The sequence below is a fragment of the Cellulomonas sp. URHD0024 genome, assembly GCF_000426185.1.
Taxonomy (GTDB): Bacteria; Actinomycetota; Actinomycetes; order Actinomycetales; family Cellulomonadaceae; genus Cellulomonas.
Window position 1 is genome coordinate 15,154 of sequence record NZ_AUEW01000008.1, and the last position, 25,440, is coordinate 40,593.

The 25,440-nt window shown below is 72.5% G+C and carries 25 protein-coding genes; 11 read left to right on the forward strand and 14 right to left on the reverse strand.

Features of this window, described 5'->3' with window-relative positions; genetic code table 11:
- The first annotated feature begins 31 nt into the window (after positions 1 to 31).
- Complete coding sequence (locus tag I847_RS0109105; RefSeq protein WP_028049446.1) at positions 32 to 667, forward strand: hypothetical protein; 636 nt, start codon at positions 32 to 34, stop codon at positions 665 to 667.
- 115 nt (positions 668 to 782) lie between these two features.
- Here the strand turns inward: I847_RS0109105 and I847_RS0109110 are convergent, their stop codons facing one another.
- Positions 783 to 1,388 (reverse strand): GNAT family N-acetyltransferase, encoded by a 606-nt coding sequence (locus I847_RS0109110; protein ID WP_028049447.1) that lies wholly within the window; start codon positions 1,386 to 1,388, stop codon positions 783 to 785.
- A gap of 56 nt (positions 1,389 to 1,444) precedes the next feature.
- Here I847_RS0109110 and I847_RS0109115 point away from each other — a divergent pair, with 56 nt between their 5' ends.
- Both I847_RS0109115 and I847_RS0109125 read left to right on the forward strand, forming a co-directional pair.
- Positions 1,445 to 3,361 (forward strand): glycoside hydrolase family 15 protein, encoded by a 1,917-nt coding sequence (locus tag I847_RS0109115; protein ID WP_028049448.1) that lies wholly within the window; start codon positions 1,445 to 1,447, stop codon positions 3,359 to 3,361.
- Between the two features lie 364 nt (positions 3,362 to 3,725).
- On the forward strand, positions 3,726 to 6,224 hold the full coding sequence (locus I847_RS0109125; RefSeq protein ID WP_028049450.1) for a hypothetical protein: 2,499 nt from the start codon (positions 3,726 to 3,728) through the stop codon (positions 6,222 to 6,224).
- 116 nt (positions 6,225 to 6,340) lie between these two features.
- On the opposite strand, the gene I847_RS0109130 is transcribed toward I847_RS0109125, so the two are convergent.
- Genes I847_RS0109130 through I847_RS0109170 form a run of 9 tightly spaced genes read right to left on the reverse strand, consistent with a single transcriptional unit; the run spans position 6,341 to position 10,743 of the window.
- Positions 6,341 to 7,363: an NADPH:quinone reductase gene (locus tag I847_RS0109130; protein ID WP_028049451.1), complete on the reverse strand. Its 1,023-nt coding sequence runs from the start codon at positions 7,361 to 7,363 to the stop codon at positions 6,341 to 6,343.
- A 44-nt stretch (positions 7,364 to 7,407) separates the two neighbouring features.
- Positions 7,408 to 7,785, reverse strand: a complete 378-nt coding sequence (locus I847_RS0109135; RefSeq protein ID WP_028049452.1) for a nuclear transport factor 2 family protein — start codon at positions 7,783 to 7,785, stop codon at positions 7,408 to 7,410.
- 32 nt (positions 7,786 to 7,817) lie between these two features.
- A complete protein-coding gene (locus tag I847_RS0109140; RefSeq protein WP_155856081.1) occupies positions 7,818 to 8,243 on the reverse strand; it encodes a cupin domain-containing protein in 426 nt (141 codons plus the stop codon).
- A gap of 44 nt (positions 8,244 to 8,287) precedes the next feature.
- A complete protein-coding gene (locus tag I847_RS25535; RefSeq protein ID WP_155856082.1) occupies positions 8,288 to 8,866 on the reverse strand; it encodes a hypothetical protein in 579 nt (192 codons plus the stop codon).
- Positions 8,863 to 9,396 carry a DUF6286 domain-containing protein gene (locus I847_RS0109150; protein ID WP_028049454.1) on the reverse strand — a complete coding sequence of 178 codons (534 nt, stop codon included), beginning with the start codon at positions 9,394 to 9,396 and terminating at the stop codon, positions 8,863 to 8,865. Before I847_RS0109150 ends, I847_RS25535 begins: the two co-directional genes overlap by 4 nt.
- Positions 9,393 to 9,764 (reverse strand): Asp23/Gls24 family envelope stress response protein, encoded by a 372-nt coding sequence (locus I847_RS0109155; RefSeq protein ID WP_028049455.1) that lies wholly within the window; start codon positions 9,762 to 9,764, stop codon positions 9,393 to 9,395. Before I847_RS0109155 ends, I847_RS0109150 begins: the two co-directional genes overlap by 4 nt.
- Positions 9,757 to 9,936 (reverse strand): hypothetical protein, encoded by a 180-nt coding sequence (locus I847_RS0109160; protein WP_028049456.1) that lies wholly within the window; start codon positions 9,934 to 9,936, stop codon positions 9,757 to 9,759. Before I847_RS0109160 ends, I847_RS0109155 begins: the two co-directional genes overlap by 8 nt.
- 19 nt (positions 9,937 to 9,955) lie before the next feature.
- Positions 9,956 to 10,294 carry an Asp23/Gls24 family envelope stress response protein gene (locus tag I847_RS22815; RefSeq protein ID WP_196804522.1) on the reverse strand — a complete coding sequence of 113 codons (339 nt, stop codon included), beginning with the start codon at positions 10,292 to 10,294 and terminating at the stop codon, positions 9,956 to 9,958.
- Complete coding sequence (locus I847_RS0109170; RefSeq protein WP_028049457.1) at positions 10,291 to 10,743, reverse strand: Asp23/Gls24 family envelope stress response protein; 453 nt, start codon at positions 10,741 to 10,743, stop codon at positions 10,291 to 10,293. The genes I847_RS22815 and I847_RS0109170 overlap by 4 nt, the downstream gene beginning before the upstream one ends.
- A 173-nt stretch (positions 10,744 to 10,916) precedes the next feature.
- Between I847_RS0109170 and I847_RS0109175 the strand changes: the two genes are divergently transcribed.
- Positions 10,917 to 13,478, forward strand: a complete 2,562-nt coding sequence (locus I847_RS0109175; protein WP_028049458.1) for a circularly permuted type 2 ATP-grasp protein — start codon at positions 10,917 to 10,919, stop codon at positions 13,476 to 13,478.
- A complete protein-coding gene (locus I847_RS0109180) occupies positions 13,475 to 14,392 on the forward strand; it encodes a transglutaminase family protein (protein ID WP_028049459.1) in 918 nt (305 codons plus the stop codon). Before I847_RS0109175 ends, I847_RS0109180 begins: the two co-directional genes overlap by 4 nt.
- A gap of 31 nt (positions 14,393 to 14,423) precedes the next feature.
- Here I847_RS0109180 and I847_RS0109185 read toward each other — a convergent pair whose 3' ends face one another.
- The 4 genes from I847_RS0109185 to I847_RS0109200 all read right to left on the reverse strand — a co-directional run bounded on the left by I847_RS0109185 (position 14,424) and on the right by I847_RS0109200 (position 18,329).
- A complete protein-coding gene (locus I847_RS0109185; RefSeq protein WP_028049460.1) occupies positions 14,424 to 15,320 on the reverse strand; it encodes a hypothetical protein in 897 nt (298 codons plus the stop codon).
- A gap of 362 nt (positions 15,321 to 15,682) precedes the next feature.
- The gene (locus I847_RS0109190; RefSeq protein ID WP_028049461.1) at positions 15,683 to 16,213 is read right to left on the reverse strand and encodes a DinB family protein; all 531 of its coding nucleotides are present in this window, start codon (positions 16,211 to 16,213) and stop codon (positions 15,683 to 15,685) included.
- Between the two features lie 287 nt (positions 16,214 to 16,500).
- A complete protein-coding gene (locus I847_RS0109195) occupies positions 16,501 to 17,781 on the reverse strand; it encodes a GAF domain-containing protein (RefSeq protein WP_028049462.1) in 1,281 nt (426 codons plus the stop codon).
- Positions 17,782 to 17,924: 143 nt separating this feature from the next.
- A complete protein-coding gene (locus I847_RS0109200; RefSeq protein ID WP_155856083.1) occupies positions 17,925 to 18,329 on the reverse strand; it encodes a hypothetical protein in 405 nt (134 codons plus the stop codon).
- A gap of 166 nt (positions 18,330 to 18,495) precedes the next feature.
- On the opposite strand from I847_RS0109200, the gene I847_RS0109205 reads away from it, so the two are divergent.
- From I847_RS0109205 to I847_RS0109230, 6 genes are all read left to right on the forward strand, one after another.
- Positions 18,496 to 19,161, forward strand: coding sequence for a response regulator transcription factor (locus I847_RS0109205; RefSeq protein ID WP_028049464.1), 666 nt, complete (start codon positions 18,496 to 18,498; stop codon positions 19,159 to 19,161).
- Positions 19,158 to 20,990 (forward strand): sensor histidine kinase, encoded by a 1,833-nt coding sequence (locus tag I847_RS22820; RefSeq protein ID WP_051274675.1) that lies wholly within the window; start codon positions 19,158 to 19,160, stop codon positions 20,988 to 20,990. Before I847_RS0109205 ends, I847_RS22820 begins: the two co-directional genes overlap by 4 nt.
- Before the next feature lie 36 nt (positions 20,991 to 21,026).
- Positions 21,027 to 21,635, forward strand: coding sequence for a TetR/AcrR family transcriptional regulator (locus I847_RS0109215; RefSeq protein ID WP_028049465.1), 609 nt, complete (start codon positions 21,027 to 21,029; stop codon positions 21,633 to 21,635).
- Between the two features lie 81 nt (positions 21,636 to 21,716).
- Positions 21,717 to 22,766 carry a methyltransferase gene (locus tag I847_RS22825; protein ID WP_034609707.1) on the forward strand — a complete coding sequence of 350 codons (1,050 nt, stop codon included), beginning with the start codon at positions 21,717 to 21,719 and terminating at the stop codon, positions 22,764 to 22,766.
- A gap of 89 nt (positions 22,767 to 22,855) precedes the next feature.
- Entirely contained in the window at positions 22,856 to 25,117 is a 2,262-nt protein-coding gene (locus tag I847_RS25540) for a DUF4157 domain-containing protein (protein WP_051274676.1), read from the forward strand.
- A 2-nt stretch (positions 25,118 to 25,119) separates the two neighbouring features.
- On the forward strand, positions 25,120 to 25,437 hold the full coding sequence (locus I847_RS0109230) for a hypothetical protein (protein WP_028049466.1): 318 nt from the start codon (positions 25,120 to 25,122) through the stop codon (positions 25,435 to 25,437).
- Positions 25,438 to 25,440 lie beyond the last annotated feature (3 nt).

The window sequence follows — 25,440 nt, forward strand, 5'->3', positions numbered from 1 at the left end:
ACTTCACCCCATGACCGGCCGTGTCGATGGCATGACCATGAAGACGACCTGGACTCTTGCCGTGTCGGCCGTCACCGCACTCTCCGTCGGCACCGCCATCGCGGCGGCCACCGCATCGGCAGCGGCACCCGAGGCACCCGCGAGACCCGCCGACGTCGTGACGCCGGCGGCGCAGCGCATCTCGCTCGCGGACGTCCCTCTGCCCCCCGCCGTCGGCGACACGGTCCCGGCGTTCGCGGTCGAGGCGACCCGAGAGGCCGGCGCGTCCGTGTTCGTCAGCCCCAGCGGCGACGGCTCCGGCCTGGTGATCGACCCGGCCGCACCGCTGCCGGACGCGGTCGTCGCGGAGATCGACGCGGTGAACCGACCCACCTCGGACCTGGGGGCCGCGACCGCGCAGCTGGCGGCCCGGACGGCCGTGCGCGACGCGCTCGACGAGGCCGACACCAGCGTGCTGGTCCTCTCTGCGACTCCGACCTTCGACGCCGACGGCGCCGTCACGGGCGCGCTGTACGGGATCGTCGGCAACCACGACGCACCGCTGGAGTTCGCGACGAGCCACGGGCTGCGGGCCACCCCGTTCCACGACCGTACGGTCGCGAGCTGGCGCCGGTTCATGACGGAGAACCCGCAGTACAGGCTGGTGGACACCACGACGCTGTGGTGACCGCGCAGGGCCACGCTCCACCCTCCTGAAGCGCGGCCCTGCGTCGTCGGGGAAAGGATGCACCCGCGATCCGGCCGACGTCAATGACATCATGACTCTCGTCAAGGTGAAAGATCTACGCCAGGTCGAGGGTCAGCACCCGGGCACCTCCGTCGGGGCCTGCGTCCGTGAAGCCGATGCGGTCGTAGAAGGCGACGCCGCCGGTGTTCCGCGCATCGACGCCGAGGTGCAGGCCCGGGACGCCCCGCTCACGCAGGGCGTCGGAGAGCGCCTCGATGAGGCGCCGGCCGAGACCTCGACGTTGGGCACGCGGCAGCAGGTCGATGTGCAGATGGGCGGGGTAGCGCTTGTACAACGGCTCGTCGACGACCTCGGGCTCGTGGATGGTGCGCAGGAGCATGTGGTCCCGCGTGCCGTCGCCGGGGTCCTGCGTCAACGGGTGCTGCGCACGCAGGACCGGGTACCAGGACGACTCGAGCCAGCGCTGGAACCGGTAGGTGTCCGCGGTCGCGACGACGTAGCCCGCGACGCCCTGCGCGTCGACGGCGACGAACGTCAGCCCCGGGTCCGCGACCGGGTAGGGACCGGCGTAGACGTGCCCCAGCAGGTCAGGGTTGCTGTACAGGCCCGTCGCGTCGGCGCCTGCGTCCCCGGTGAGCAGGCAGATGCGGTACAGCGCGGGCAGGTCGGTCGCGTGGAACGGCCGGATCGTTTCGGGCATGTGACGACTTTGCCATCGGTGCTGACAAGTGCGCTCGACAGGACGACGCTGAGCAGATGGCGCCGGTCACCGCACATCAGCCCGAGACGCATCGCTCACCCTTCCCGCCCATCGCGAGCTACGCGTTCCTGTCCGACTGCGAGTCCAGCTGCCTGATCGCACCCTCCGGTGCGGTCGAGTGGATGTGCGTCCCGCGCCCGGACTCGCCGAGCATCTTCGCCTCGATCCTCGACCGTGGAGCCGGGTCGTTCCGCGTCGGTCCGCACGGCACGCGGGTCCCGTCGGCACGCCGCTACCTGCCCGGCACCCTGGTGCTGGAGACGACGTGGCAGACGCCGACCGGCTGGCTCATCGTGCGCGACGCCATGGTCATGGGTCCGTGGCACAACCAGGAGGAGCGCTCGGTCACGCACCGCAGGACGCCGACCGACGACGACGCCGAGCACATCCTGCTCCGCACCGTCACGTGCGTGAGCGGGACCGTGGACCTGCAGGTCGAGTGCGACCCGTCGCCGGACTACGGTCGCGACGAGGCCCGATGGGAGTACGACGGCACCGGCTACAACGCGATCCACGCCGACTCCGACAGCGGCCCCACGCTGCGACTCACCAGCAGCCTGCGCCTCGGCATCGACGGCCGGACCGCGTCGGCACGCACCCGCATGGTCAACGGGGACAAGGCGTTCATCGCGCTGTCCTGGTCGCCACTGCCCGCACCGACCACGTGGGACGAGGCCGCCGACCAGCTCTGGCGGACGCAGGAGTTCTGGCGGGAGTGGATCACCCAGGGCGTCTTCCCCGACCATCCCTGGCGCACCTACCTGCAGCGGAGCGCCCTCACGCTCAAGGGCCTGACCTACGCACCGACCGGTGCACTGCTGGCCGCTGCCACGACGTCGCTGCCGGAGACGCCCGGCGGCGAGCGCAACTGGGACTACCGGTACGCGTGGATCCGCGACAGCACCTTCGCCCTCTGGGGTCTGTACACCCTCGGTCTGGACCGCGAGGCCAACGACTTCTTCGCGTTCATCCACGACGTCTGCCGCGACAACAAGGACCTGCAGATCATGTACGGCGTCGGCGGGGAGGAGAAGCTCGACGAGTTCGAGCTCGGCCACCTGTCCGGGTACGAGGGGGCCCGGCCGGTGCGGGTCGGGAACGCCGCCTACGACCAGGAGCAGCACGACGTCTGGGGTGCGGTGCTCGACTCCGTCTACCTGCACACCCGCTCCCGCGAGCAGCTGCCCGAGGCGCTGTGGCCCGTCCTCAAACGGCAGGTGGAGGCGGCGATCAAGCACTGGCACGAACCCGACCGCGGCATCTGGGAGGTCCGCGGCGAACCGCAGCACTTCGTCTCCAGCAAGCTCATGTGCTGGGTCGCCCTCGACCGCGGCGCCCGGTTGGCTCGCATGCACGACGAGCCCGACTTCGCCGACCAGTGGAGCAAGCTCGCCGCCGAGATCCACCGGGACATCTGCAAGAACGGGGTCGACGAGCGCGGCGTGTTCGTCCAGCGCTACGGGTCCGACGCCCTCGACGCCTCCCTCCTGCTCATCCCGCTCCTGCGGTTCCTGCCCCCGAACGACCATCGCGTCCGCGCCACCGTCCTGGCCATCGCCGACGAGCTGACCACCGACGGTCTGGTCCTGCGCTACCGCGTCGACGAGACCGACGACGGCCTCTCCGGCGAGGAGGGCGCGTTCACGATCTGCTCGTTCTGGCTGGTGTCCGCGCTCGTGGAGATCGGCGAGCTCGAACGCGGCCGCGCCCTGTGCGAGCGGCTCCTGTCCTACGCCAGCACCCTGAACCTGTACGCCGAGGAGATCGACCCGCGCACCGGCCGCCACCTCGGCAACTTCCCGCAGGCGTTCACGCACCTGGCGCAGATCAACGCGGTCGTCCACGTCATCCGCGCCGAGGAGACCGCGGGCCACGACGCCATGCACTTCGAACCCCCCAACCGCGGCGGCTGATCCCGCCCGACCCTCCCTGGCCCCCACCCGGCCGCTCCGCCGGCCACCCCCCGGCCGCCCGCAGGGCCCGCTACACCGCTCGAGAACAACGTCGTGCACGCCAAGACGCCCCAGAACGTCGTTCAGGTTGTTCTCGACGGCCGCGAGGCGCTGCTCGACGGCAGTCAGCCGACACCGGTCACGGCGGATCGGCGGCCCGGGTCGCCGAGGCAGGTGGTCGGGTCGACGTGGATCAGGAGGTTGTGGGACGAATCCACCCCGTTTCAGGGTTCCGGTGCGCCGGCAGCGGGTGTCTGATGGGTCGCAAACGGTTGGTGCCGGCGTGGTTGCCAGCCCGGAAGAACGCGACCACGGGGGCGCGCACGTGAGGATCGTGTGGCGGCGGGGCGAGGGCACCGAGGGCCGGTCCCGGTTCGGCGCGCGCGTCCGGACGTCAGGTGCCTCCGCCGGTGGAGCAGGCGCACGGCGATGGGCCGGAGCCGGGACTGCGGCCGTCGTCGCGCTCCCGCTGATCCTCGCGTCGGCGTTGGGTGACGGCAACGCGCAGCAGCTCGTCTCGACACTGTCCGGCTCGGCGTGGGTGGCCTCCCCGGCGATCGGCGTCGTGTCGCTCATCGACGGACCTTCGCGGGCGATCGTCGCCTCGGTCAATGTCCGGGCGACCACGTCCCTCCTCACCGTCGAGCAGGCCAAGTCGTCCGCGTACGTCATCGACAAGGCCGCCGGCACGGTCGCGCGGATCGACGGCGCGATCTGGGCCGCGTCGCAACCGATCCGACTCGGCGTGCCGGGCGGCGAGCTCTCTGTGCTCCAGGGCGGCGGTGATGTGTACGTCCTCGACTCCACCCGGCGCACCGTGAGCCTCGTCGACCCGTTGACGCTCCAGCGGCGTCGCCAGGCTCCCCTCGGAGCGGCGCCCGGTCCCGGCGAGGCCGTCGTCGACGACCGCGGACGTCTGTGGATCATCGATGCCGAGGCGGGTGGGCTGAGCCGCTTCGACGGGTCGCTCCACGTGGAGCGCGACGCGGTCGGGCACGGCGACAGGCTCGTGCTCGTCGACGGCCGTCCCGTGCTGGTGGATGCGGCTGAGGGGTCGATCGCCCCGGTGACCGACGCCGGAGGTGTCGGGCGGCCTTCATGCGTGCGCATCCGCGCCGAGGACAAGGTGCAGCTCGTCGGTTCATCGACCGGCGGACTCGTCCTTGCCGCGATCTCGGCGACGGGCACGCTCGTGTGGGGCTCGGTCGGTCGCGACGACTGCGCGCACGTGGTCAGCCTGGTCGAGCCCGGCACGCCGATCGACTTCGGGCCCCCGGTCCAGAGCGGCGACTTCGCGATGGTCCCGAACCGCGCGACGGGCGAGACGATCGTCGTGAACCTGCGCAACGAGACCGTCGCACGCCTCGCTCTGACGCCGCCGGGCAACAAGGTCGAGCTCATCGGCAGGGACCCGCTCGTCTACTACAACGATCCCGACGGCGACACCGCCGGTGTGCTCAGCTTCGAGAACGGGGTCTGGGTCGCCGGTGACCCCCTCCAGAAGTTCGACCCCGTGACCGAGGAGCCGACGGCCGTGGTGCCGCCGGACACCGGCGTCGAACCCAGCCCGTCCGCCACGCCGGGCGGCGACACCACAGCGCCCCCGAAGGCCGAACCGCACCCCTCGAGGACCAACGCGCCACCGGCCAAGCCGGTGCCGGGCAGGCCCACCACGGCCGGCACCCCTCCGCCCGCCACCCCGCGGGGGCCCGCGGCTCCGGTCGTGGTGGGCCTCACTCCCGACGTCGAGCCCGTGCCGGCCGGCAGCACCTTGACGGTCAAGGCGGAGGTGCAGAACGCGCAGGGCGCGACGTGGACCTGGAGCGTGTCCGGCGCCACCGACTGGACCGAGACAGACGGGCAGGTGCAGATCCAGGTGCCCTCCGACGCCACCGGCACCATCGACGTCGGCCTGGTCGTCCGGGGGCCGGGCGGCGCGGGCTCGGGGAACCGGACGGTCGCCGTGCAAGGACCGGCCACCGTCGGGGCGACGTGCCTCCCGGTCGATGCGGGACTGGGCCAGACCGTGACCTGCACCGGCTCGGTCGACGGTTCGACCGCCGCGACGTGGACGTGGACGACCAACGGCCCAGACGGGCAGCAGACCCAGGACCTGCCCGCCGGTCAGGCGCTGTCGTGGGTGCCCGGTGTGACGGCCGGACCGTACGACGTGACCCTGACCGTGGCCTCGGGGGCGGCGACGCCGGTCGAGGGCCAGGCCGTGGGCACGGTGGCAGACCTGTGCCGGATCGCCCCGGACAACCAGCCGATCGACGTGCGATCCAAGATCACGCGCGGGACCGTGTATCCGACGCTCACGGGGTGCTGGATCACGGCAGACGCGACGCCGGCCTACACGCTGCCTGCCTGGGTCACCGAGGAGTTCGCGAACGTCAACCTCTCCGGGGACGGTACTGGCTACGTGCTCGTCGACTTCCTCCGGGCTGGCGTGTCGCCGACCGACGGGCTCAACGCGAACGCCGTCACGCTGACACTGCCCAACGGAGATACCGCGGTCTACGACGCGCTGGGCAACCGACCGCCGCAGCTGCTCGACGCCTATCAGTGCGAGGTGCAGGGAACGAACGCGCGGTTCGTGCTCAAGGCCTGGGACGGGGACTTCCCGAGTCTGACCGTGACCCTGACCGTCGGGTCGTACACCGCGCCCATGCAGCCCTTCACCACCCCGGGCGGCACCCCCGGCTTCTACCAGGCGATCGTGCCGCTCACGGACGTACCCGCCTCTGCGACGGTCTGGGTGGGCAACGTGAGCGACCCGTACGACCCAGGGGGAGGGATCGGCGAGAGCGTGGGTCCGTGCTGACGCGTGGGCGGCCGAGGACGTGCCATCGCCAGCACCTCGTCGTCGAGGTACCGCTCGAGAACAACCTGATGAACGCCCAGACCGTCCGCAGCGTCGCTCAGGTTGTTCTCGGCGGCTCAGCCGTCGACGTCGATGAGCACCTTGCCGACGGATCCCGCCTCGACGGCGTCGTGCGCCCCGGCCGTGTCGGTCAGCGGGAACCGCGTGATCGGCAACCCGTGCTCGGCGCCGACCCGCAGCGCTCCGTCGGCCAGCGCGTGCGAGACGCCGCCGACGGCCGCCCGCTTCCGTTCGTCGGAGACGGTGTAGGTCAGGACGAACTGCACGGCGACGTTCCTCGCCATCAACGGCATGACCGGCAGAGTCACCTCGGCCAGGTCGGCGGTGGCGTACGCGGCGATCGTCCCGTTGGCGGCGACCGAGGCGACGACGGACGTGGCGTTGCGCGCGATGTCGACGTCGACGACGACGTCGACCCCGGTCGGCACGAGCGCGTGCACCGCGGACGCGACGTCCTCGGTGCGGTAGTCGACGACGTGGTGCGCGCCCGCTGCACGCGCCAGCTCGGCCTTCTCCGGGGAGCTGATCGTCGTGATCACCTGGGCACCCGCCCACACGGCGAGCTGGATCGCCGCGTGCCCGACGGCACCAGCACCCCCGGTGACCAGGACCCATCGACCGTCGAGCGCGCCCGGTGCGAGACGGGCCGGACCGGCAGCGGCAGCCGTGAGCGCCAGGTGGGCGGTGAGCGCGGGGATGCCGAGCGAGGCCCCCGCGTCGAAGCTCTCGTCGTCGGGCAGCGCGACCGCGTGCGTCGCCGGCAGTGTGACCAGCTCCTGGGCAGTGCCCTCGCTGGTCTGCCAGGCGACGTCCCAGAGCCAGACCCGGTCCCCCGGCCGCAGCCCGCTGACGCCCGCGCCGACCGCGTCCACGACTCCGGCACCGTCCTGGTTGGGCACCTTGGCGACGTCGAGCGGGGCACCGTCCCCGCGACCCCGACGAGCCTTCCAGTCGGTCGGGTTCACGCCCGAGACGACCACCCGCACGCGGACCTCGTCGGCGTCGGGCTCCCTCGGTGCACGCTCGACCACGGTCAGGACGGAGGACGGACCGGTGCGGTCGTAGACGACAGCCTTCATGAGTCCGAGCCTACGGACTCGTCACCGGCGCACGTCCCGGCCGGTCAGTCCTCGTCCGACACCGTGTAGGTCTTCTCGGGCCAGTAGGCCCACTCCTCGAACAGCTCCGCGCGGCCGTCCGGGGCGAACTTCAGCACCCACAGGTCGCGGTACTCCTGCGGCTTGTCGCCGGTGTACTGCACGAGCACCCGCACGACGGCGTTCGGACCGTCGGCGGCGATCACGGTGGCGGTCATCTCGAACGGCGTGGGGTCGGCCCAGAAGCCGGCGATGGCGTCGAGGCCCTCCAGCGGTTCTGGGTCGTACGGCGAGCGCAGGTACCGGGCATGCTCGGTGAACAGCCGGTCCAGCCCTGCGACGTCCTGGTTCCGCCACGCGCGCTCATACCGCTCGACCCAGCCGGTGACGGCGTCCCTACCCATGTGGATGCTCCCAACGTTCGTCGGTCTGGGCGTCAGGGGGCTGAGGTCCCGGAGCGGCCGTAGCGGTCGTCGAGCCGGACGATGTCCGTGCGCCAGCCGACATGCGCCGTCGACACCTCGGCGAACACCAGCTCCTCGACGGCGGTGATGCGATGCACGGCGCCGGCGGGCAGGTGCAGGGTGTCGCCCGAGCGCAGCCGAGCGGTCTCCAGGCACGACGTGTCGCCGCCGTAGTCGACGTCGGCCTCGCCGGAGATGACGCACACGGTCTCCGTCTTCTCGGTGTGGAGCTGCAGGCTGAGCGACTCTCCCGCCCGGACGCGCAGGACCTTGCCGACGTAGACGCCGTCGACCTCGGCGAACACCAGCTCGCTGCCCCAGGGCTTGGGCACCTCGCGCGCCGGGTAGACCCTCGGCTCGCCACCGGTCATCGACGGATTCGTCCCGTCATCTCCCACCGTCGGATGGTAGCGCGCGCCACCCCGGGCCTCGAGGTACGGATTCACCGCACCCGGGCACGCTCCGGCGCCTGCCGACGCACCGACAGCTCGACGCGGGAGGTGAGCTGCTCCGCGGGGAGCACCCGGGCGAGGTCTGCCAGCACGGCGTCGCACGACTGGATCACCGAGCCCAGGTCCGCGTCCGGGTAGACGGTGACTCGGAGCCGCACGACGAGCTGCTTGCGGTCGGTCAGCACCGAACCGCGGGCGGACAGCACGCGCGGATCGTCTTCCAGCACCTCGGCGGCCGTCTCGACCGCCGGGCCGGGCAGGACCGTGAGCACGCCGGGCACGTCACCCGGGGGCAGGCGCAAGGGTCCGACGCCGCGACGCGGCAGGTGGGACAGGAGCCACCACAGCCCGAGCCCCACGAGGAGGGCGCCGAGCAGGACGGCGACGGCGACGAAGCTCCCGTCGTCGGTCACCTCGCCGGAGTCGACGTGCACCGACGACGGCGCGGACGGCCAGACGTCCTTCAGGAACCCGGCCTGCCAGCCGACCACGGCGAGGCCGAGCGCGACGAGCACCAGGCCGAGCAGCAGGACCACCACCCGGTCGACCGCGAGCACCCCTCGCCTCATCGCAGCCCCTCGACGTGGCGCGTCGTGACGTGCACGGTGACGGGCGTCGCGAGCCGTGAGAGCCGCTCCTGCAGTGCGGCACGCACGTCGGCGTCGACGTCGTCGCCCTCCAGCGCAGTGACGCTCACCGACACGGACTTCCGCCGCGCCGTCGAGTGCGCCGACAGCACGTACGGGACGTCCGACGCCGCGCTGCTGGCCATGCGCGCGAGGTCAGCGATGCCGATGGTCACGCCCGGCACGTCGAGCGGCACCCGGGTCCGGACGCGGCGGGCGAGGGCCACGAACACCAGCCACAGGCCCAGCAGAGCGACGACGACGCCGACCGCGGTGGACGCCACGGAGGGCTCGAGGCCGTCGGCATCGTCGATGACCGGCAGGAGCCAGGTCTCCCCCTCGACCTGCCCACCGATGACGAGCGCGTCCCGGATCACGACGACCCCGAGGGCGACGACGAGGAGCGAGAGCACGACGCCGACCCAGCCGACCCTGCCGGCACGCGTGGCAGCCGGGGCGGGCGCGAAGCTCATCGGACCCTCGGGGCGACAGCCTCGCGCGGCGGTCGCGCGACGTCACGGACGGTGACCGTCACCGCGTCGAGGTCCTGCGCGGCCTGCCGGACGAGCTCGCGGCCGACGGCCGTCTGCACCTCGCGAGCCACGGAGGCGGCCGACGACGGCCAGACGAGCGTGATCTCGAGCGAGACCCGCGCCCGCCGGCCGAGGCGGTGCCACTCGACCTTCGGGGAGGACGGTGCGACGCCCGGCACGCCGCGCGCGACCTGGCCGGCGATCCGCTCGAGGGCGTGGTCGGTGATGGTCAGGGAGCCGGGCAGCGCCTCGGCAGGCAGCTCGACGACCTGCGTGTCCGCCAGGCCCGACGAGGCGACCTCAGCCACGGCGCCGCCCGACGACGACCCCGCTCAGGTCCAGGCGACCGTCGAGCACGAGCCCGACGACGACGCCGATCCCGCCCAGGACGATGGCGAGCAGGAACATGGAGAACCCCCCGACGGCGGCGACGAGCGCGAGCAGGATGCCCGCGAACAGCCCGATGGCGACATTCGACATGGTCAGCTCCTCTTCTGGTTCATGGGACGTCGATGTCCTCGACGTGGACGTGCACGGGCATGGGGGCGATCGCGGACACGGCCCGCTGCACACGACCCGCCGTGGTCGGCACGGGCTCGATCCCGGAGACGACGATGTGCACCTCCGTGCCGTCGTCGTCGATCCGCACCCCCGTCACGCGGTGCCCGGGAAGGTAGGTGCCGAAGCCGCCGAACCGGCCGCCGTCGAGCCGCGACACCCCGGGCACGGCGAGGACGACCGCCTCGACGACCTCGGCGAGGTTGGTCGGCTCGGGGCCGACCGAGAGGACCTCGTGCGCGCGGTCGGCCCCGAACGTCGTCGGCACCGGCTCGGTCACTGGACCCGGGCCTCCACCACCACGGGCGCCACGTCCTCGTCGGGAAGGTGGACGTCGTTGACGACCACGTTGACCTCGACGACCTTGAGGCCGGTCATCCGCTCGACGGCACTGATCACGTTGCGCCGGATGCCGGTCGCCAGGTCCGCGATCGACACCCCGTACTCCGCGACGAGGTCCAGGTCGACCGCTGCCTCCGTCTCACCGACCTCCACGGACACCCCCTGCGCGTGGTTGGTCCGGGCGCCCGGGATGCGCTCGCGGATGGCGCCGAGCGCGCGACCGCCCCCGCCGCCGAGCGCGTGCACGCCGGTGACCTCCTTGGCGGCGATGCCGGCGATCTTGCTCACCACGGTGTCGGCGATCGTCGTGGTGCCCTCGGCGCTCACGAGCGCGCTCGGGCGGCGCGCTGCCGCGGCCTTGGTCGGGGCTGGGGTGGTCTCGCTCATCATGGCCTCACTCGGAGAAGCTCGGTACGACGGGGTCAGCACGACACGTCGAGCGGGGTGTTCCCGCCAAACTCACACTGGACCCCGAACGCCCGATGCGCACCCCGTGCGCAAAGCCCAACTCACCCCGCCGCCCACCGTGCGACCACGCCCGCGTGAGGGAGACTCTGCCTGTGACCGACCTGCTCTCCTCGCCGCGTCCCGCGGGCGACGTCCTGGAGCACGCGGCCGACTGGTCCTGGCTGCCGGACCCCGCGGACGTGCCCAGCGCCCCGACGCTGGCACACGCGCGCGACGAGGCCGAGAGGCTGCTCGCCGACCACGGAGTCACCTATGGTGCGGACCGCCCTGACGGCGACCACCCGTGGCACCTCGACCCGCTGCCCGTCACCATCGACGAGCCGGAGTGGGCGCGCCTCGACGCGGCCCTGGTCCAGCGCGCCGAGCTGCTCGACGCCATCCTCAAGGACGCGTACGGCCCACGCCGGCTGCTCACCGACCGCCTGCTGCCGCCGACCGTCGTCCTCGGGCACCGCGGGTTCGAGCGGGCGGTCGACGGTCTCCGGCTGCCGGGCGGTCGCGAGCTCGTGCTCACCGCGACGGACATCGTGCGCGACGGGTCGGGCGCGTGGTGCGCCGTCGCGGACCGGACCCAAGCGCCCAGCGGCATCGGCTACGCCATGGAGGACCGCCGCGTCGTCGCGCAGGTCCTCTCCGGGATCTACCGGCAGGCGTCGATCCAGCGGCTCGGGCCGTTCTTCCGCTCGTTGCGGCTGGCGCTGCGTGCCGTGGCACCCGAGGGTTCCGAGGAGCACCCACGGATCGTCCTGCTGACCTCCGGTCCGAGCAGCGAGACCGCGTTCGACCAGGCGTACCTGGCGAGCATGCTCGGCCTGCCCCTGGTCGAGGGCACCGACCTCCTGGTCCGCGAGGGTCGCGTGTGGATGCGCGGCGTCGAAGGTCTCGAGCCGGTCGACGTCATCCTGCGCCGTGTCGACGCGGAGTGGTGCGACCCGCTGGACCTGCGTCAGGGCTCACGCATCGGCGTCCCGGGCCTGGTCCGGGCGGTGCGTGCCGGGACGGTCAGCGTGGTCAACCCGCTGGGCAGCTCGGTGCTGGAGAACCCCGCCCTGCTCACCTACCTGCCGCGTCTGGCGCGGGTGGTGCTCGACCAGGACCTCGCGCTCGCGTCCGCACCGACGTGGTGGTGCGGCGAGGAGCGCTCGCTCAAGCACGTGGTGTCGCGCCTCGAGGAGCTCGTGATCCTGCCGACCGTGCACGGCACCGAGGTCGGCTCGATCCTGGGCTGGACCCTGAGCCGGCGCGAGCGCGAGCGGCTGGCTGCGCGCATCAGCGCCGAGCCGTGGCTCTGGGTGGGTCAGGAGCCGGTCGGTCCCGCCGGCCCCACCGTCGACGGCACGCCCGTGGGCGTCGGCAGCGACCTGCCGAGCTCCGAGGGGATCGGCCCCGCGGACCTCGGGCCGCGTGCGGCGGTCCTGCGGACGTACGCGGTCGCCCACGACGGCAGCTACACGGTCATGGCCGGTGGGCTCGCGCGCGTCGCCGAGGGGCACGTCGTCTCGTCGGCGCTCGGCGCGGCAGCCAAGGACGTGTGGGTGCTCTCCTCCCAGGCCGAGACCACGCTCGAACCGTGGGTGCCGTCCGACGAGTCGGCGGCGGGCGAGGCGGGGCAGCCCCGTCGCCCCGCGACCGGCATCTCGCCGCGCACCGCCGAGAACCTGTACTGGATGGGTCGGTACGCCGAGCGGGCCGAGGACACGTCCCGCTCGCTGCGCGTCGTCATCGACCGCTGGGACGACTTCCACCGGCTGCCCGCCTCCGCCGGCGGCCACGCCCTGCAGGTCCTGCTCGAGCCGCTCGGCGACTCGCCGTCCCTGCGCGACCTCGTCCTCGACCGCCACTCGGTCGGGACGGTCGCGCGCTCGATCCGGATGCTGGGCTCGTCGGCCGCAGCCGTCCGCGACCAGCTCTCGACCGACACCTTCGGGCCGCTCGCACGGATCGAGCGCGCACTTCGCGACGAGCGGAGCAAGACTCGCGGCCGCACGCAGGCCGACTCCCTGGACCTTGACACATCGCACTCCAACGCGGCGACCGCGGGTCTGCGGCCGGCTCTCGACAGAGTGCTCGAGGGGCTCCTGGCCATCGCGGGCATCGCCTCCGAGGGTCTCGTGCGCGACGTCGGCTGGCACTTCCTCGACGCCGGCCGACGCATCGAGCGCGCGCAGAACCTCATCGTGAGCCTCTCGGCGCTCGTGCAGCGGCGTGCGGCGGACGTCGACGCGCTCGTGCTGGAGTCGGTGCTGCTCAGTCACGAGTCCGCCATCACGTACCGCCGACGTCACCAGGCGGCGCCGACCGTCGCCGACGTGCTCGAGCTGCTCCTGCACGACCGCACCAACCCGCGGTCCCTCGCCTTCCAGCTGGATCGGCTGCGGGAGGCGCTGACCGTGATCCCCCTGGCCGGTGGCTCCCCGGACCAGCGCGACCACCTGCTCGCCGACGTCGTCGACCTGCTCGACGAGCTCGATGCCGCCACGTTCGCTGCCGCGGTCACGGACGACGGCCGACGTACGCGCCTCGCGGAGGCCCTCGAGTCGATGCTCTGGCGCCTGCGGTCGACCGCCGACGAGATCGAGCGTGTGCACTTCGTCAAGGTCGCGCCGAGCCGGTCGCTCGAGGACCCCTGGGACGCCCGGGCCGGTGCCGCATGACCGGCCGCCGGTACGACCTGGTGCACCGGACCACGTACGTCTACGCGGACGTCGTCACGGACTCGTACGGCCGCACGACGATGACGCCCCGCGACGTGCCGGGGCAGACCTGCATCGACACGGTCGTCGAGATCTCCCCCGCCCCGGCCGACACCGCCGCGCACGTCGACTACTTCGGCAACCGGACCACGTACTTCGGCGTCACGACGCCGCACACGACGCTCGTCGTGACCGCGCGCTCGACCATCGAGGTCACCCGCCCGACGCCGTCTGCGGAGTCCCTGCCGCGGGTCGGCTGGCAGGAGGTCGCCCGGCGCGTGGCCGCCGGCGACGTCGACCGGCTCGACCCCGACCTCGCCGACCTGCGCGAAGCCGTCCTGCCGTCCGCGCACGTCACGCTCGTCGACGAGGTGCGCGAGTGGGCCGCACCGACGTTCGCCGAGGACAAGCCGCTGGCCGACGTCCTCGTCGAGCTCGCCCACCGCATCCGCACCGAGCTGGCGTACCGGTCCGGGTCGACCACCGTGCACACGACCCAGGCGCAGCTGCTCGCGCAGAAGGCCGGCGTCTGCCAGGACTTCGCGCACCTGATGATCGCGGCGCTGCGGCTGCACGGCCTGCCCACCCGGTACTCCAGCGGGTACATCGAGACGCGGCCCGCGCCCGGCCGGGAGAAGCTGCGTGGCGCGGACGCCTCCCACGCCTGGGTGTCCGCGTGGATCCCCGGTGCCGGGTGGATCGAGGTCGACCCGACCAACGACCAGCTGGTGAACGACCAGTACGTCCTGCTCGGCTGGGGTCGCGACTACGACGACGTGCCGCCGCTGCGGGGCGTCATCTTCACCGAGGGCTCCGGTTCCCAGCTGAAGGTCGCCGTGGACCTGGCGCCCGCCGGGAGCCCACGCTTCGCCTGACGAGCGGCGGTGGCCTTGTCGCTCCACGGTGCTACCGAGCGGCGGTGGCCTTGTCGCTCAGCTCACCAGGCGTGACGACGAACCCGCCGCTGTCCACCACCGTGCCCCCCGCACCCCGCCACAGCGCCGCCGCGATCCGCGCGACGGACGACTGCACCCGCGAGCGCGCGATCAGGTGCAGCTGCGAGGGCGTCTCGGAGTGGAGCTGGTCGGGGTCGGGCGGCTCCCACGTCACGCGATAGGCCCAGGGTCCGTACGCGCTGGCCTCGAGGGTCGGGAGCACGACCGGGATCTGGTTCGACCGAGCCAACCGCACGGTGATCTCGCCGTCGTACTCGAACGTCGCCGTCACGGCGAGCACTCCGCTCTCAGACTGGGTGGGGGCGCCGACGCGGGCGCCGCTCATGGCGGGCCGCACGAGGGGCAGCGCGTCCTGCGCGGTCAGGGCGAGCGGCGACCAGAGCGTCAGGTCGATCGCGGCCCCGGGATCCGGCGTGACGAGGCGCGAGCGGTCCACCGGGACGATGGACCCCCCGACCCGCCGCGCGGCCGCGGACATCCAGCCGTAGACGACGTGGACGCCGGACCCGTCCGTGGAGTCGAGTGCGTACAGGTCCACGTCGCGTGCGCCCAGACCGGCCTCACGGGCGTCCGCGACGTCGAGGGCGGTCGGCCCCTCGAGGGTCGTGCCGGGCGCGAGCTCCAGCACTCCCGGAGCGGTGGACGGCGGAGCCTCCGCGACCATGCCGCGGAACCGCGCCCCGGTCATCGGCCGTGGGGCCGCGCTGTCGGCCGCGACGGGACTGCGTGCCCATGACGTCGAGGGGAACCACGCGGACGCCAGTGCGGCCACGTCGGTGTCCCGGGGGACGACGAGGACGTTGCGGCCGTCGACGTGCTCGGGGAGCCTCAGCTGCACCTGGTCCATGGCGGCGGACCGTACACCGCGCGTGATGCGAGCGTGTTACGGCTGGGCGCGTCCTGCGGGCGTGGACGCACACCGTCGTTCGACCGTCGCCGCAGGTCAGGCGCGAGAGCACTAGTCCGTTCGGGTGGTCGTCCACCGATCACGCCGCCTGTGCACAGGGTTGTGGAAAACTCCTGTGGACAACGAGCGGTTCCGGTGGATGCCGAGCGCCCTGGACGCCCAGACCCCCGCGCGGGCTGCGCGTGTCGCGCTGCACATGGTGTGGACAACTGCTGTGGACAACTACCGGAACGTCCCAGGTCGGTCGATCCGCCAGGGACCAAGGTCCCCCGTTCGGGAACACGCCGGGCGACGCGCCGACGTCAGGCGTCGACGTCGTGCAAGTGGTGGACCACGTCGTGCAGGAAGTACTGCCCCAGTGTCAGCACGGTGAACTGCGACCCGTTCGAACGCGTCCCGGCGCGGTCCCACTGGTCGGCCGCCACGCCGTCGAAGCGGGCGGCGATGACGTCGGCGGCGGCCGCGAGACTCGTCGCGACGACCGCAGGGTCCTGCAGGTCGTACCGGTCCGCGAGCGCGGTCGCGTCCTGGTCCCAGTTCTCGAACTGCGGGTCGTCCTGCGTGAGCAGCAGCTCGAGGCGCCCGTCGAAGATCAGCAGCACGTCGCGCACGTGGGCGCCGTACTCGAGGGTCGACCACGTGGTCGGAGCGGGCCTCTCGCGAGCTCCCGGCCGTGCCAGCGCGGAGACCCACCGCGGCGTCAGGTCGCGGACGACCCCGCCGATGGCCGGGCCCTCGATGTCCGCAGCCGTGAACCCGCACTCGGGGCACCGTTCCGCGAGCACCCAGGTCCAGTCCTTGGTGTCGGGCTCGGGGATGGGGTTCGTCGTCATGCCGTGCAGGGTAGCCCGCGTCGGCGGTCCCGTGACGCGTCGCGGTCGGGCGACGGATCCCCTCCATCCGTCGCCCGACCGACTCGCCGCTCCCGGGCCGGCACGCTCTCGCCCCTCGCGATCGCCCGCCGGCCGGCCGGAAGTAGCCGAACGGTGCTGCACATCCCCTCGGCGGCCTCCCTCATGTCAACCGCCTCAAGGCGCAGCCCGGAAGCTCCGCCCGATCGAAACGTTACGGCCCGGTCGTTGCAGGAGAGTTGCAACGGTTGCGCAAACGTTGTCCGGGGCTACCGACGGTCCGGCGGCGCTCCGAGTCGGCGGCCGAGCATGTCCAGCCGACCCACGGCCTGCACGTGCACCGGGGAGCCGCGCGGGGCCAGCCACGCCAGCCGCTCCCACGCCTGCCAGTCGTCGGCGCCCTCGTCGGAGGCGACCCATCGACCCAGGACGCCGGGCAGCGAGCTTGCGAGGACCGCTGCTCGCATGTCCGCGGAGAGCTCCTCGCGGGCCCGTTCCACCCCGGGTGCGACCGAGCGGAGCAGCAGGGGTCCGGGGTAGCTGGACAGCGCGGCGTCGACGTCGTCGGCGGCGATCAGCTCGCGCACCATGTCGACGTCGGTCCGCAGCCGCGCCGTCAGCCGGTACGGACGGGACTCGCTGAGCAGTGGCCCGACGATGCGTCGCAGCCGCGAGACCTCGGCGCGCACGGTGACGTCGGAGAGCATCTGCTCGCTGAGCAGCACGGCCAGCTCGTCGGCGCTCAGCCCGGCGGGGTGCCGGGCCAGCAGCAGCAGGATCTCGGCGTGCCGCAGGCTCAGGCGCACGTCGACGCCCCCCACGCGGACGGTCGGCGTGGCGGACAGCACCCGCAGGCGAGGCATGAGCTCGAGGTCACCACCGCTGCGCACGATCAGCCGGCTGCTCCGGGTGGTGCGCTCGGCCACCGCCCGGGCCAGCTCGGCCTCGACGGCGGCGACCGTCGCCCGGACCAACGACATGACGACCGCCGACGCCACGACGGGGCCCCCGGTCACGTCGAGCACACCGAGCACCTCGCCCGTCGGCGCGTGCACGGGCGCGGCTGCGCAGCTGAACGGGTGGACCTTGCGCGCGTAGTGCTCGTAGCCGACGACCTGGAGCGGCTGGTCGATCGCGAGCGCCGTACCGAGCGCGTTGGTGCCGGCGCAGTCCTCCCGCCAGAGCGCCCCCTCGACGAACCCGACGCCCTCCATCTGGCGACGCACGCCCGCCTCACCCTCGACCCAGAGCAGCCGGCCGGCGTCGTCCGTCAGCGCGGTCACCCAGCCGGCGTCGGACCCCGGCGCGACGAGAAGCTCGCGCACGACCGGCATCGCGGCGGCCACCGCCAGCGAGCGGCGGTAGCTGGTCAGGGACCGTCCCGCCATGTCGACCGGCGCGTTCTGCACCTCGGGGTCCACCCCGCTGCGCTGGCTCCGACGCCACGAGTCCGCGACGACCGGACGCACGTGCCGGCCCGGCGCCCGGCCCGTCGTGACGAAGCGCTCGTGCGCGGCACTGACGTGCGCGGCGTCCGCGAGCTCCGTCATCCGACTCCCGTCGACCGCTTCGTCGAGCGTTGACGTCGTCGCAGACAGGGGTGGCTCACGACGATCTGTTGGTCGAAGTGTACGAAGGATCCCCGCACTTGCGCTTCACCCACAGCCGTACGGGTTTTGTGATGGTCCGGCGCTCAGTCGACGACGGCGTGGGACCGACGCGGCGGTGTGAGCGCGAGGACCACGCCGACGAACGTCACGACGACGTCCACCGCCACGAGAAGGACGACGGCCGCCGGGACACCCGCGAAGAAGGCGGGGACCGCCGTCAGGACGGACACGATCCGGGCGCCCGCGACGATCCGGATCGCCCCGCGGCTGCGGGTACGCAGGGCGACGACGACGAACACGATCGTCACCAGACCGAGCAGCGAGTCGAGCACGAGGATGCCGAACGGTGGCCCGACCTCACCGTCCGGCGTGGGCCCGAGGACGGAGAAGACGTCGAGCAACCCGATGAGGCCGAGCAGCGCGAGCCCGACCTTGTTCCGGGTGAGCAGCGGGGCGGGCGGGGTCTGCGTCGTGGCGGTGGTGGTCATCATTCCTCCTGAGATCGATGCGCTCGGCGAGCGCGACAACCACACGTTCCCGTCCGCACACACCCAGTGGGATCCGTCGATGCCTTCATCTTGGCCGGGAGATCACCCAGGTGTCGTGGGGGCCCAGCCCTACTCCTGAGCACGGTCGACGCAGGATCATGACGACATGCTCGATCCTGCCGCCGGCCCGATCCGGGTCGTCATCGCCGACGACCACCCGGTGGTCCGGCGCGGGCTCGCCGCGCTCATCACGTCGATCGAGGGCTTCGACGTGGTGGGCGAGGCCGCGGACGGCGCCTCCGCGGTGCGTGAGACGCAGCTGCTCCACCCCGACGCGGTGATCATGGACATCGCGATGCCCGGGGTCGACGGCCTGGAGGCGACCCGTCGCATCGTCGCCGCCGCCCCGGACGTCGCCGTGCTGGTGCTGACCATGCACGACGACGACGACACGGTCTTCGCGGCCATGCAGGCGGGCGCCCGCGGCTACCTGCTCAAGGGCGCGGACCAGGACGACATCACGCACGCCCTGCGGGCCGTGGTCGGCGGCCAGGCCATCTTCGGTCCGGGCGTCGCGCGACGCGTCCTCGGATACCTCTCGTCGACGCCGCAGGCGCCGGGGGTGGTCTTTCCCGAGCTCACCGCCCGCGAGCGCGAGGTGCTCGACCTGATCGCGCGGGGCTCGTCGAACGGGACCATCGCCGGGCAGCTGTTCCTGTCGCCGAAGACGGTCGGCAACCACATCTCGTCGATCTTCGCCAAGCTCGCCGTGGCCAGCCGTGCCGAGGCGATCGTGCGGGCACGCCAGGGCGGCCTGGGCGGAGGCGCATGAGGCAGCGCGGGACGGTCGTCCTCGGAGCGGGGGCGCTCGGTCTGCTCACGCTCGCCGCCTGTGCCAGCCTCACCGCGCCACCCGGGACCTGGGGGACCGACCAGCGGTTCGCCTCGGCAGTGACCGCGGTCGGCTGGAGCGCGGCCGGTGTGCTGTGCGTCCGGCGTGCGCGGCTCTTCGGGGTGCTCAGCCTTGCCGTCGCGGTCGCCGGGGCTCTCTGCGCGCTGATCGGCGCGGGTTGGATCCTCCAGGTCGAGACGGCAGACCGGCTCGGACTCGTCACGCTCGTCGCGCTGCTGCCGGCGGCCGCCGTGTGCTTCCCGTCCGGCACGGCTCGCGCGCCCTACGTCGCGGCTGCACTGGTGGTGCTCGGAGCGTTCGGGGTCATCGCGGCCGTCTGGGGCGTCAACCCGTGGTTCGTCCAGACGGCCACGCTGACCGCCCCGCTGATCGTCGTCGCGGTCGTGTGGTGGCGCATCGAGCGCGGTCCCGTCGACGAGCGCGACGCGGTGCTGTGGTTCGCGCTCGGCATGGGCGGCTCAGTCCTGGTCGTCATCCCTCTCGCGTTCCTCGCGCACACGATCTTGGCGAGCGCCGTCGCGGCGTTCGCCCTGCTGGTCGGCCCGGCGTCGGCGGTCGTCGGCGTGCGCTGGCCCGAGGTGCGCCCGGTCCGCGTCGTCCTGGTGCGGTCGGTCTCGGTCGTCATGGCGGCCGTCGTCACGATCTCCCTCTTCCTCGGCGTGGCCGCTCTGATGGAGCTCACCTCCGGACGCGTGCCGACCCTCGGCGAGCTGAGCTTCGTCGCCGTGCTGTGCGCGGTCGTCTTCGCGCCGATCCGCCGCACCCTCGACGACGTCTCGGACCGGCTCATGCTGGGCGATCGGGTTGACCCGGTCGCGGCCGCAGCCCGGTTCGCCGACGAGCTCTCGCACTCCGACGACCCCGTGGTCGCGCTCCGCGGGCTGCGCGAGGTGCTCTGGCTGCCTTACGCGGCACTCGCGGACGCGGGCGGCCCGATCGCCCGGTCCGGGACCGAGCCCTCCGAGGGCACGTACCGGCTGCCGCTGCAGGTGGGCGACCACGCCGTCGCGACGCTCGACATCGGCCTGCGGCCTGGCGAGACGGGCCCGGCCCCCCAGGACCGGGCCGTACTGCGGATGGTGGTGCCGGCACTGGCTCAGGCCGTGCACGCGCGGGCGCTGGCGGCCGCCCTGCGCGAGTCGCGCGAGCACGTGGTGAGCGCCGTCGAGGACGACCGCCGGCGCCTCCAGCACGACCTGCACGACGGGCTCGGGCCGACGCTGACCGGTGTCGCGTACGCGTCGGACGCCGCTCGTAACCTGGTGCACTCCGACCCGCACGAGGCCGAGGCGCTGCTCGTCGCCCTCCGGTCCGACATCGCCGCCGCGATCGACGACGTCCGGCGCCTCGTCGACGGCCTGCGCCCGCCGGTGCTCGACCAGGTCGGTCTGGTCCCGGCGCTGCGCCAGCACAGCACGCACCTGTTCACCGCGGAGGGCACCCGGCTCGAGGTGCGCCTCGACGTCACGCCGCTGCCCACGCTGAGCGCCGCCACGGAGGTCGCGGTCTACCGGATCGTCACGGAAGCGCTCACCAACGTCGCGCGGCACGCACGCTCCCCCGTCGCGGACGTCTCGATCGGGACGTCCGACGGACGGCTGCAGGTCTTCGTGGACGACCACGGTCCGAACCTCGAGCCGTGGGTTCCCGGCGTGGGCCTGTCGTCGATGCGCGAGAGGGCCGAGCTGCTCGGCGGAACGTTCGACGTCACCGCCGGGAGCGTCCGGGTGGAGATCCCGCTCACGTAGCGCGATCTTCGTGACAGAACGTGGGATCATGTCACCATGCCCAAGATCATCGGCGGCTCGTTGCACGAGCACCGCGAGCAGACGCGCCAGAAGCTCTTCGCCGCGCTCTCCGCGCTCATGGCCGAGCAGGGGTTCGATGCCATCACGCTGGCCGAGATCGCGGCCGCGGCCGGAGTGGGGCGTACCGCCGTCTACAACCACTTCCCCGACAAGGAGTCGCTCCTGCTCGGGTTCATCACGCACGAGACCGAGCAGTACGCCGCATCGCTGCAGCGCTCGCTCGACGACATCGACGACCCGACCGAGCAGCTCCAGACGTACGTCCGCCAGCAGGCGGCGCTGACCCGGGTCTACCACCTGGCCCCCGGCCCGGAGCTGCGGTCGGTCCTCTCGCGCGGCACCCAGCAGCGCGTCCGCGAGCACGTCGTCGTCGTCGAGCAGATCCTGCGCCGCATCCTGGCAGCAGGGATCTCCTCGGGCGCCTTCCCGGACCAGGATCTCGACGTGACCGTGCCCCTCATCAACGCCTGCCTGTCCGGTCGCGGCGTGCCCGCAGAAGGCCCGGAGCGGGAGCGCGCCATCCAGCAGACCGAGCAGTTCGTGCTCCGCGCCGTCGGCGCCGCCCTCGTGCCCGTGCCGGCCTGACGGGTGCCCAGGAACCGCAAGAACCGCAGCGCAGCACCGCCGGCCCACCACGGCAGCCACCCGACGTCCCGTCGGCCAGGCGTGCGGCCGTCCGCCCGTCGCTCGGAGGCGGTCGAGCTCACCTTCCTGCCCGGCCTGGCGGACGTGCTTTCCGACGAGGCGTCCGAGCTGTTGCTGACCAGCGGTCCACCGACGCCCGTGCGAGGTCGTGACGACGCCCTGGAGATCGCCCTGCTCGGACCGCTGGCCTCCGTGGCTCAGCTGCGCACCGCCGTCGCCGCATTCGTCGTCCTGCGCTTCGACGTCCCCCGCCCGAAGTCACTGACCAGCGGCGACCACCTCCAGCGGATCGTCGACGCGATCGGCTCGTCGATGCGGGTCGGCCGCTCGGCGTCGTTCCGCTTCGAGGCGGCCGGGTCGGACTCCGCGGTGTTCCAGCGGCTCGCGGCTCTGCTCGCCGAGGCCACCGGGCTGGCCTACGACGAGACGGGCGGCGAGCTCGTGCTGCGCGTCCGCCGCGGCGTCGAGCCCAGACCTTCCGGCGACCCCGGGTGGGACGTGCTCGTGCGTGTGGGGAACCGGCCTCTGTCCGCTCGGCCGTGGCGGGTCGCCGACTACCCCGGCGCGGCGAACGCGACGATCGCTGCGGCGATGGTCCGCCTGGGCGGCGTCGTGCCCACCGACCGGGTGCTCAACCTCATGTGCGGGTCCGGCACGCTGCTGGTCGAGCGACTGGTCGCCGGCCCGGCGGCCGAGGCCGTCGGGGTCGACCTCGCGCCCGACGCCGTCGTCGCCTCGTCGGACAACCTGGCCGCGGCCGGGGTGAGGGCGCAGATCCTCCACGGTGATGCGCTCGCCGCCGTCCCCGGATCCTTCGACCTGGTGCTCGCCGACCCGCCCTGGGGGACGCTGCACGGTTCCCACGAGTCGAACGCCGCACTGCACGCCGGCCTGCTCAGGGCCGCCTACGAGGCTGCGGCACCGGGCGCCCGGCTCGTCGTGCTCACGCACGAGATCAAGGTGATGGAACAGGCCGTCCGGGACGCCGACGCACTCTGGCGCCTGCGCGACCAGGTCCGGGTGTTTGCCAAGGGACACCATCCGCGCATCTGGGTGCTCGACCGCACGTAGCTCTCGACCACCGGCGCGACGCTGTGGGAGGGTTGTCGATCAGGATCAATGCCACGAACGTGGCATGACCGCGCGCGGGGGCGACAGTCATGGGCACGGAAGCCACACAGGTTCAGGCCGTTCCAGCCGCCCGGGCCGAGGTCCTTCCGGCCTCGTCGCACGGCGCAGCCCCGGCCGCCCTGGTCCCCCTCAGCGGGCTGACCGTCGGACACGCGGAGGATGCCGCGGAACGGGACGCGGACGAGCGGGCCGACTCCGCCCTGGAACGGCTGCGTCGGGCATCACCGGCCCCCGTCGCGTTCGGGGGCGACGACGTCCGGCGGTCCGCTGCTCCGTCCTCGGGCGCCATCGGCCTCGCCGGCGGCCCGGTGGACGCCCCGACGACGACCAGCATCGAGCGCCTGCGCGGGCGTGGGAACCCCCTGCCGACGCCGGTCCGCGGTCGCATGGAGCAGGCGTTCGGCACCTCGTTCGGGGGGGTTCGGATCCACACCGGCGGAGAGGCAGCAGGGCTCAGCGCCTCGATGTCCGCGGCGGCGTTCACGACCGGGCGGGACGTGTTCTTCGGACGCGGGCAGTTCGCCCCGGACACCCCCGGCGGCGAGCGAGTCCTCGCTCACGAGCTGGCCCACACCCTCCAGCCGGACAGCGGCTCGCTCGGCCGGATCGCGATCCGACGGCAGCTGACCGACAAGCGCGTCAAGGAGGCCCCGGTCGTCGTCGACATCGCCGCGATCCCCCACCTGGACACAGCCGTCCTGTTCCTCACGGGGTTGGTCAAGCACGACGGGACCGTGGCGTCCACCGAGGCGACCGCCGACGCCAAGGCGTTGAAGGCGCGGATCAACACGCTCGTGCTGACCACGGACCAGTGGGACACGCAGGACGTGAAGACGGCCGAGAGCAAGCTCGACGAGGCCATGAAGCAGGCCGCCGGCTGGAAGGCGTTGGCCGTGCTGCCCGCGGACGCCCCGACGCGACCCCTCGCCGTCGTCCAGAAGGCCCTCAAGGACATCGCCACCGCGCACACGAACGCCGAGAGCGAGGCCGAGAAGGTCGCCGCCGAGTGCCGCGACGGCCTGACGGCGAAGGCCGCCGACATCAACTACACGCTCCCCGCCACGCGCAACTACCTGCTCAAGGCCAAGGCGACCTGGAAGAACAAGTCCACCAACCACTACAAGAGCGCGCTGGCCTCGATGCGAGCCGCCGGCGAGACCATCGGTCTGCTGAGCTTCGACCGCGAGACGGTGGCCGAGTGGAAGAAGGTCGAAGCGCTCAAGGGCCGGACGACCACCGCCCGCTCCCCGATCGACGAGGTGCTGAAGAAGCACGTCGCGGCGCTCAAGGAGGCCCTCCCGACCGCGACCTTGAACTACCGCGGGAGCCTCGCTAGCGGCATGAAGTCCCCGAAGAAGGTGGTGCCCGGCAACGGCCCGCCCGCGCTCGTCGAGTTCGACAAGCCGTTCGCCGAGGTCGACTCGGAGAGGGGAACCCGCACCACCAACGAGGCGGCCGCCTTCGACGTCGACGTCAACGTCGTGGCGCCGGACCTGTCCGAGTACGGCCTCTGGTCGGGGCCCTTGTCCAAGGGGCGCCCCCGCGACAGCGAGGAGGACGCCCTCTGGTACTACGACTCCCTGATGGCTCTGCAGAAGGCGATCAAGACGGACCTCCTCGCCCTCGGGATGCCCGGCCTGGACCTCGCCGGTTTCGAGATCTACCTGCGGAGCACCGCAGAGAGCGAGGCGAACCTGAGCAAGGGAACGCCGTACCCGTCGTACATGCTGGAGAGCGCCGGCCTGTCCGGGATGGCGGCATCGCTTCCGCAGGCTCCCGCCTACGAGCTGACGCGCAGGCTGGAGGAGTACGCCCTCAGCCGCTCCGCCACCGTCAACAACGTCAGCTACATGGCGCCGCTGTCCACGTGGGACCCGTACTTCGTCGCGCTCAAGACCCACATCGAGACCAAGGGTCCGCTGGCGGTCTACATGCCCGAGGTGCAGGTGCAGGTGCAGGAGACCGGGGCGAGGGTCACGACTGCCCGTCCCGACCGGGCGTCGAAGAAGGCGGAACCGAGCAAGCTGACGGAGAACGGCTTCGTCCAGCTCAAGGAGTCCATCACCGGCCCCTCCCAGGCTCTCGTGGGCGCCGTCCTCTACGGGACCGTCGGGGAGCCCGTCGACTCGGGGACCGACGTGAAGGTGGGCAGCAACAAGTCGGGCGACCTCTTCGTCCTCTGCTCCCGACGAGGGCTCGCGGCGGGCAGCAAGGTGATCGTGCAGGTGAGAAGCATCCTGCGCAGCGGCCAGCCTTCCTGCGCCCTGCTCAAGACCCTCAAGGAAGGCTGACCATGCCCCAGATCGTCGGTGGCCGGCTCACCGTCAGCGGCGACGGCGGCAGCCTCGTCGACGCCATCGGCTCCGCCCTCGGTGTCGAGCTCCGGTCCACCTTCTCGGAGCCGGACGACGACACCGAGTACTACGGCGGTTCGCTCCTGGGCCTCCGGTTCACGGTGACGATCGTCGGCCACCGCTCTGATGCCGCCTACGAGCTGTCGTACCTGGCCGAGGACGACGCCTACGTCTCCGGCGCGACCCTGGTCTCCCTCGACTTCCACCTCGAGCGGCTGCTCGCGGCCGCGGGGTTGACGGCGAAGACCAAGCCCTGAGAC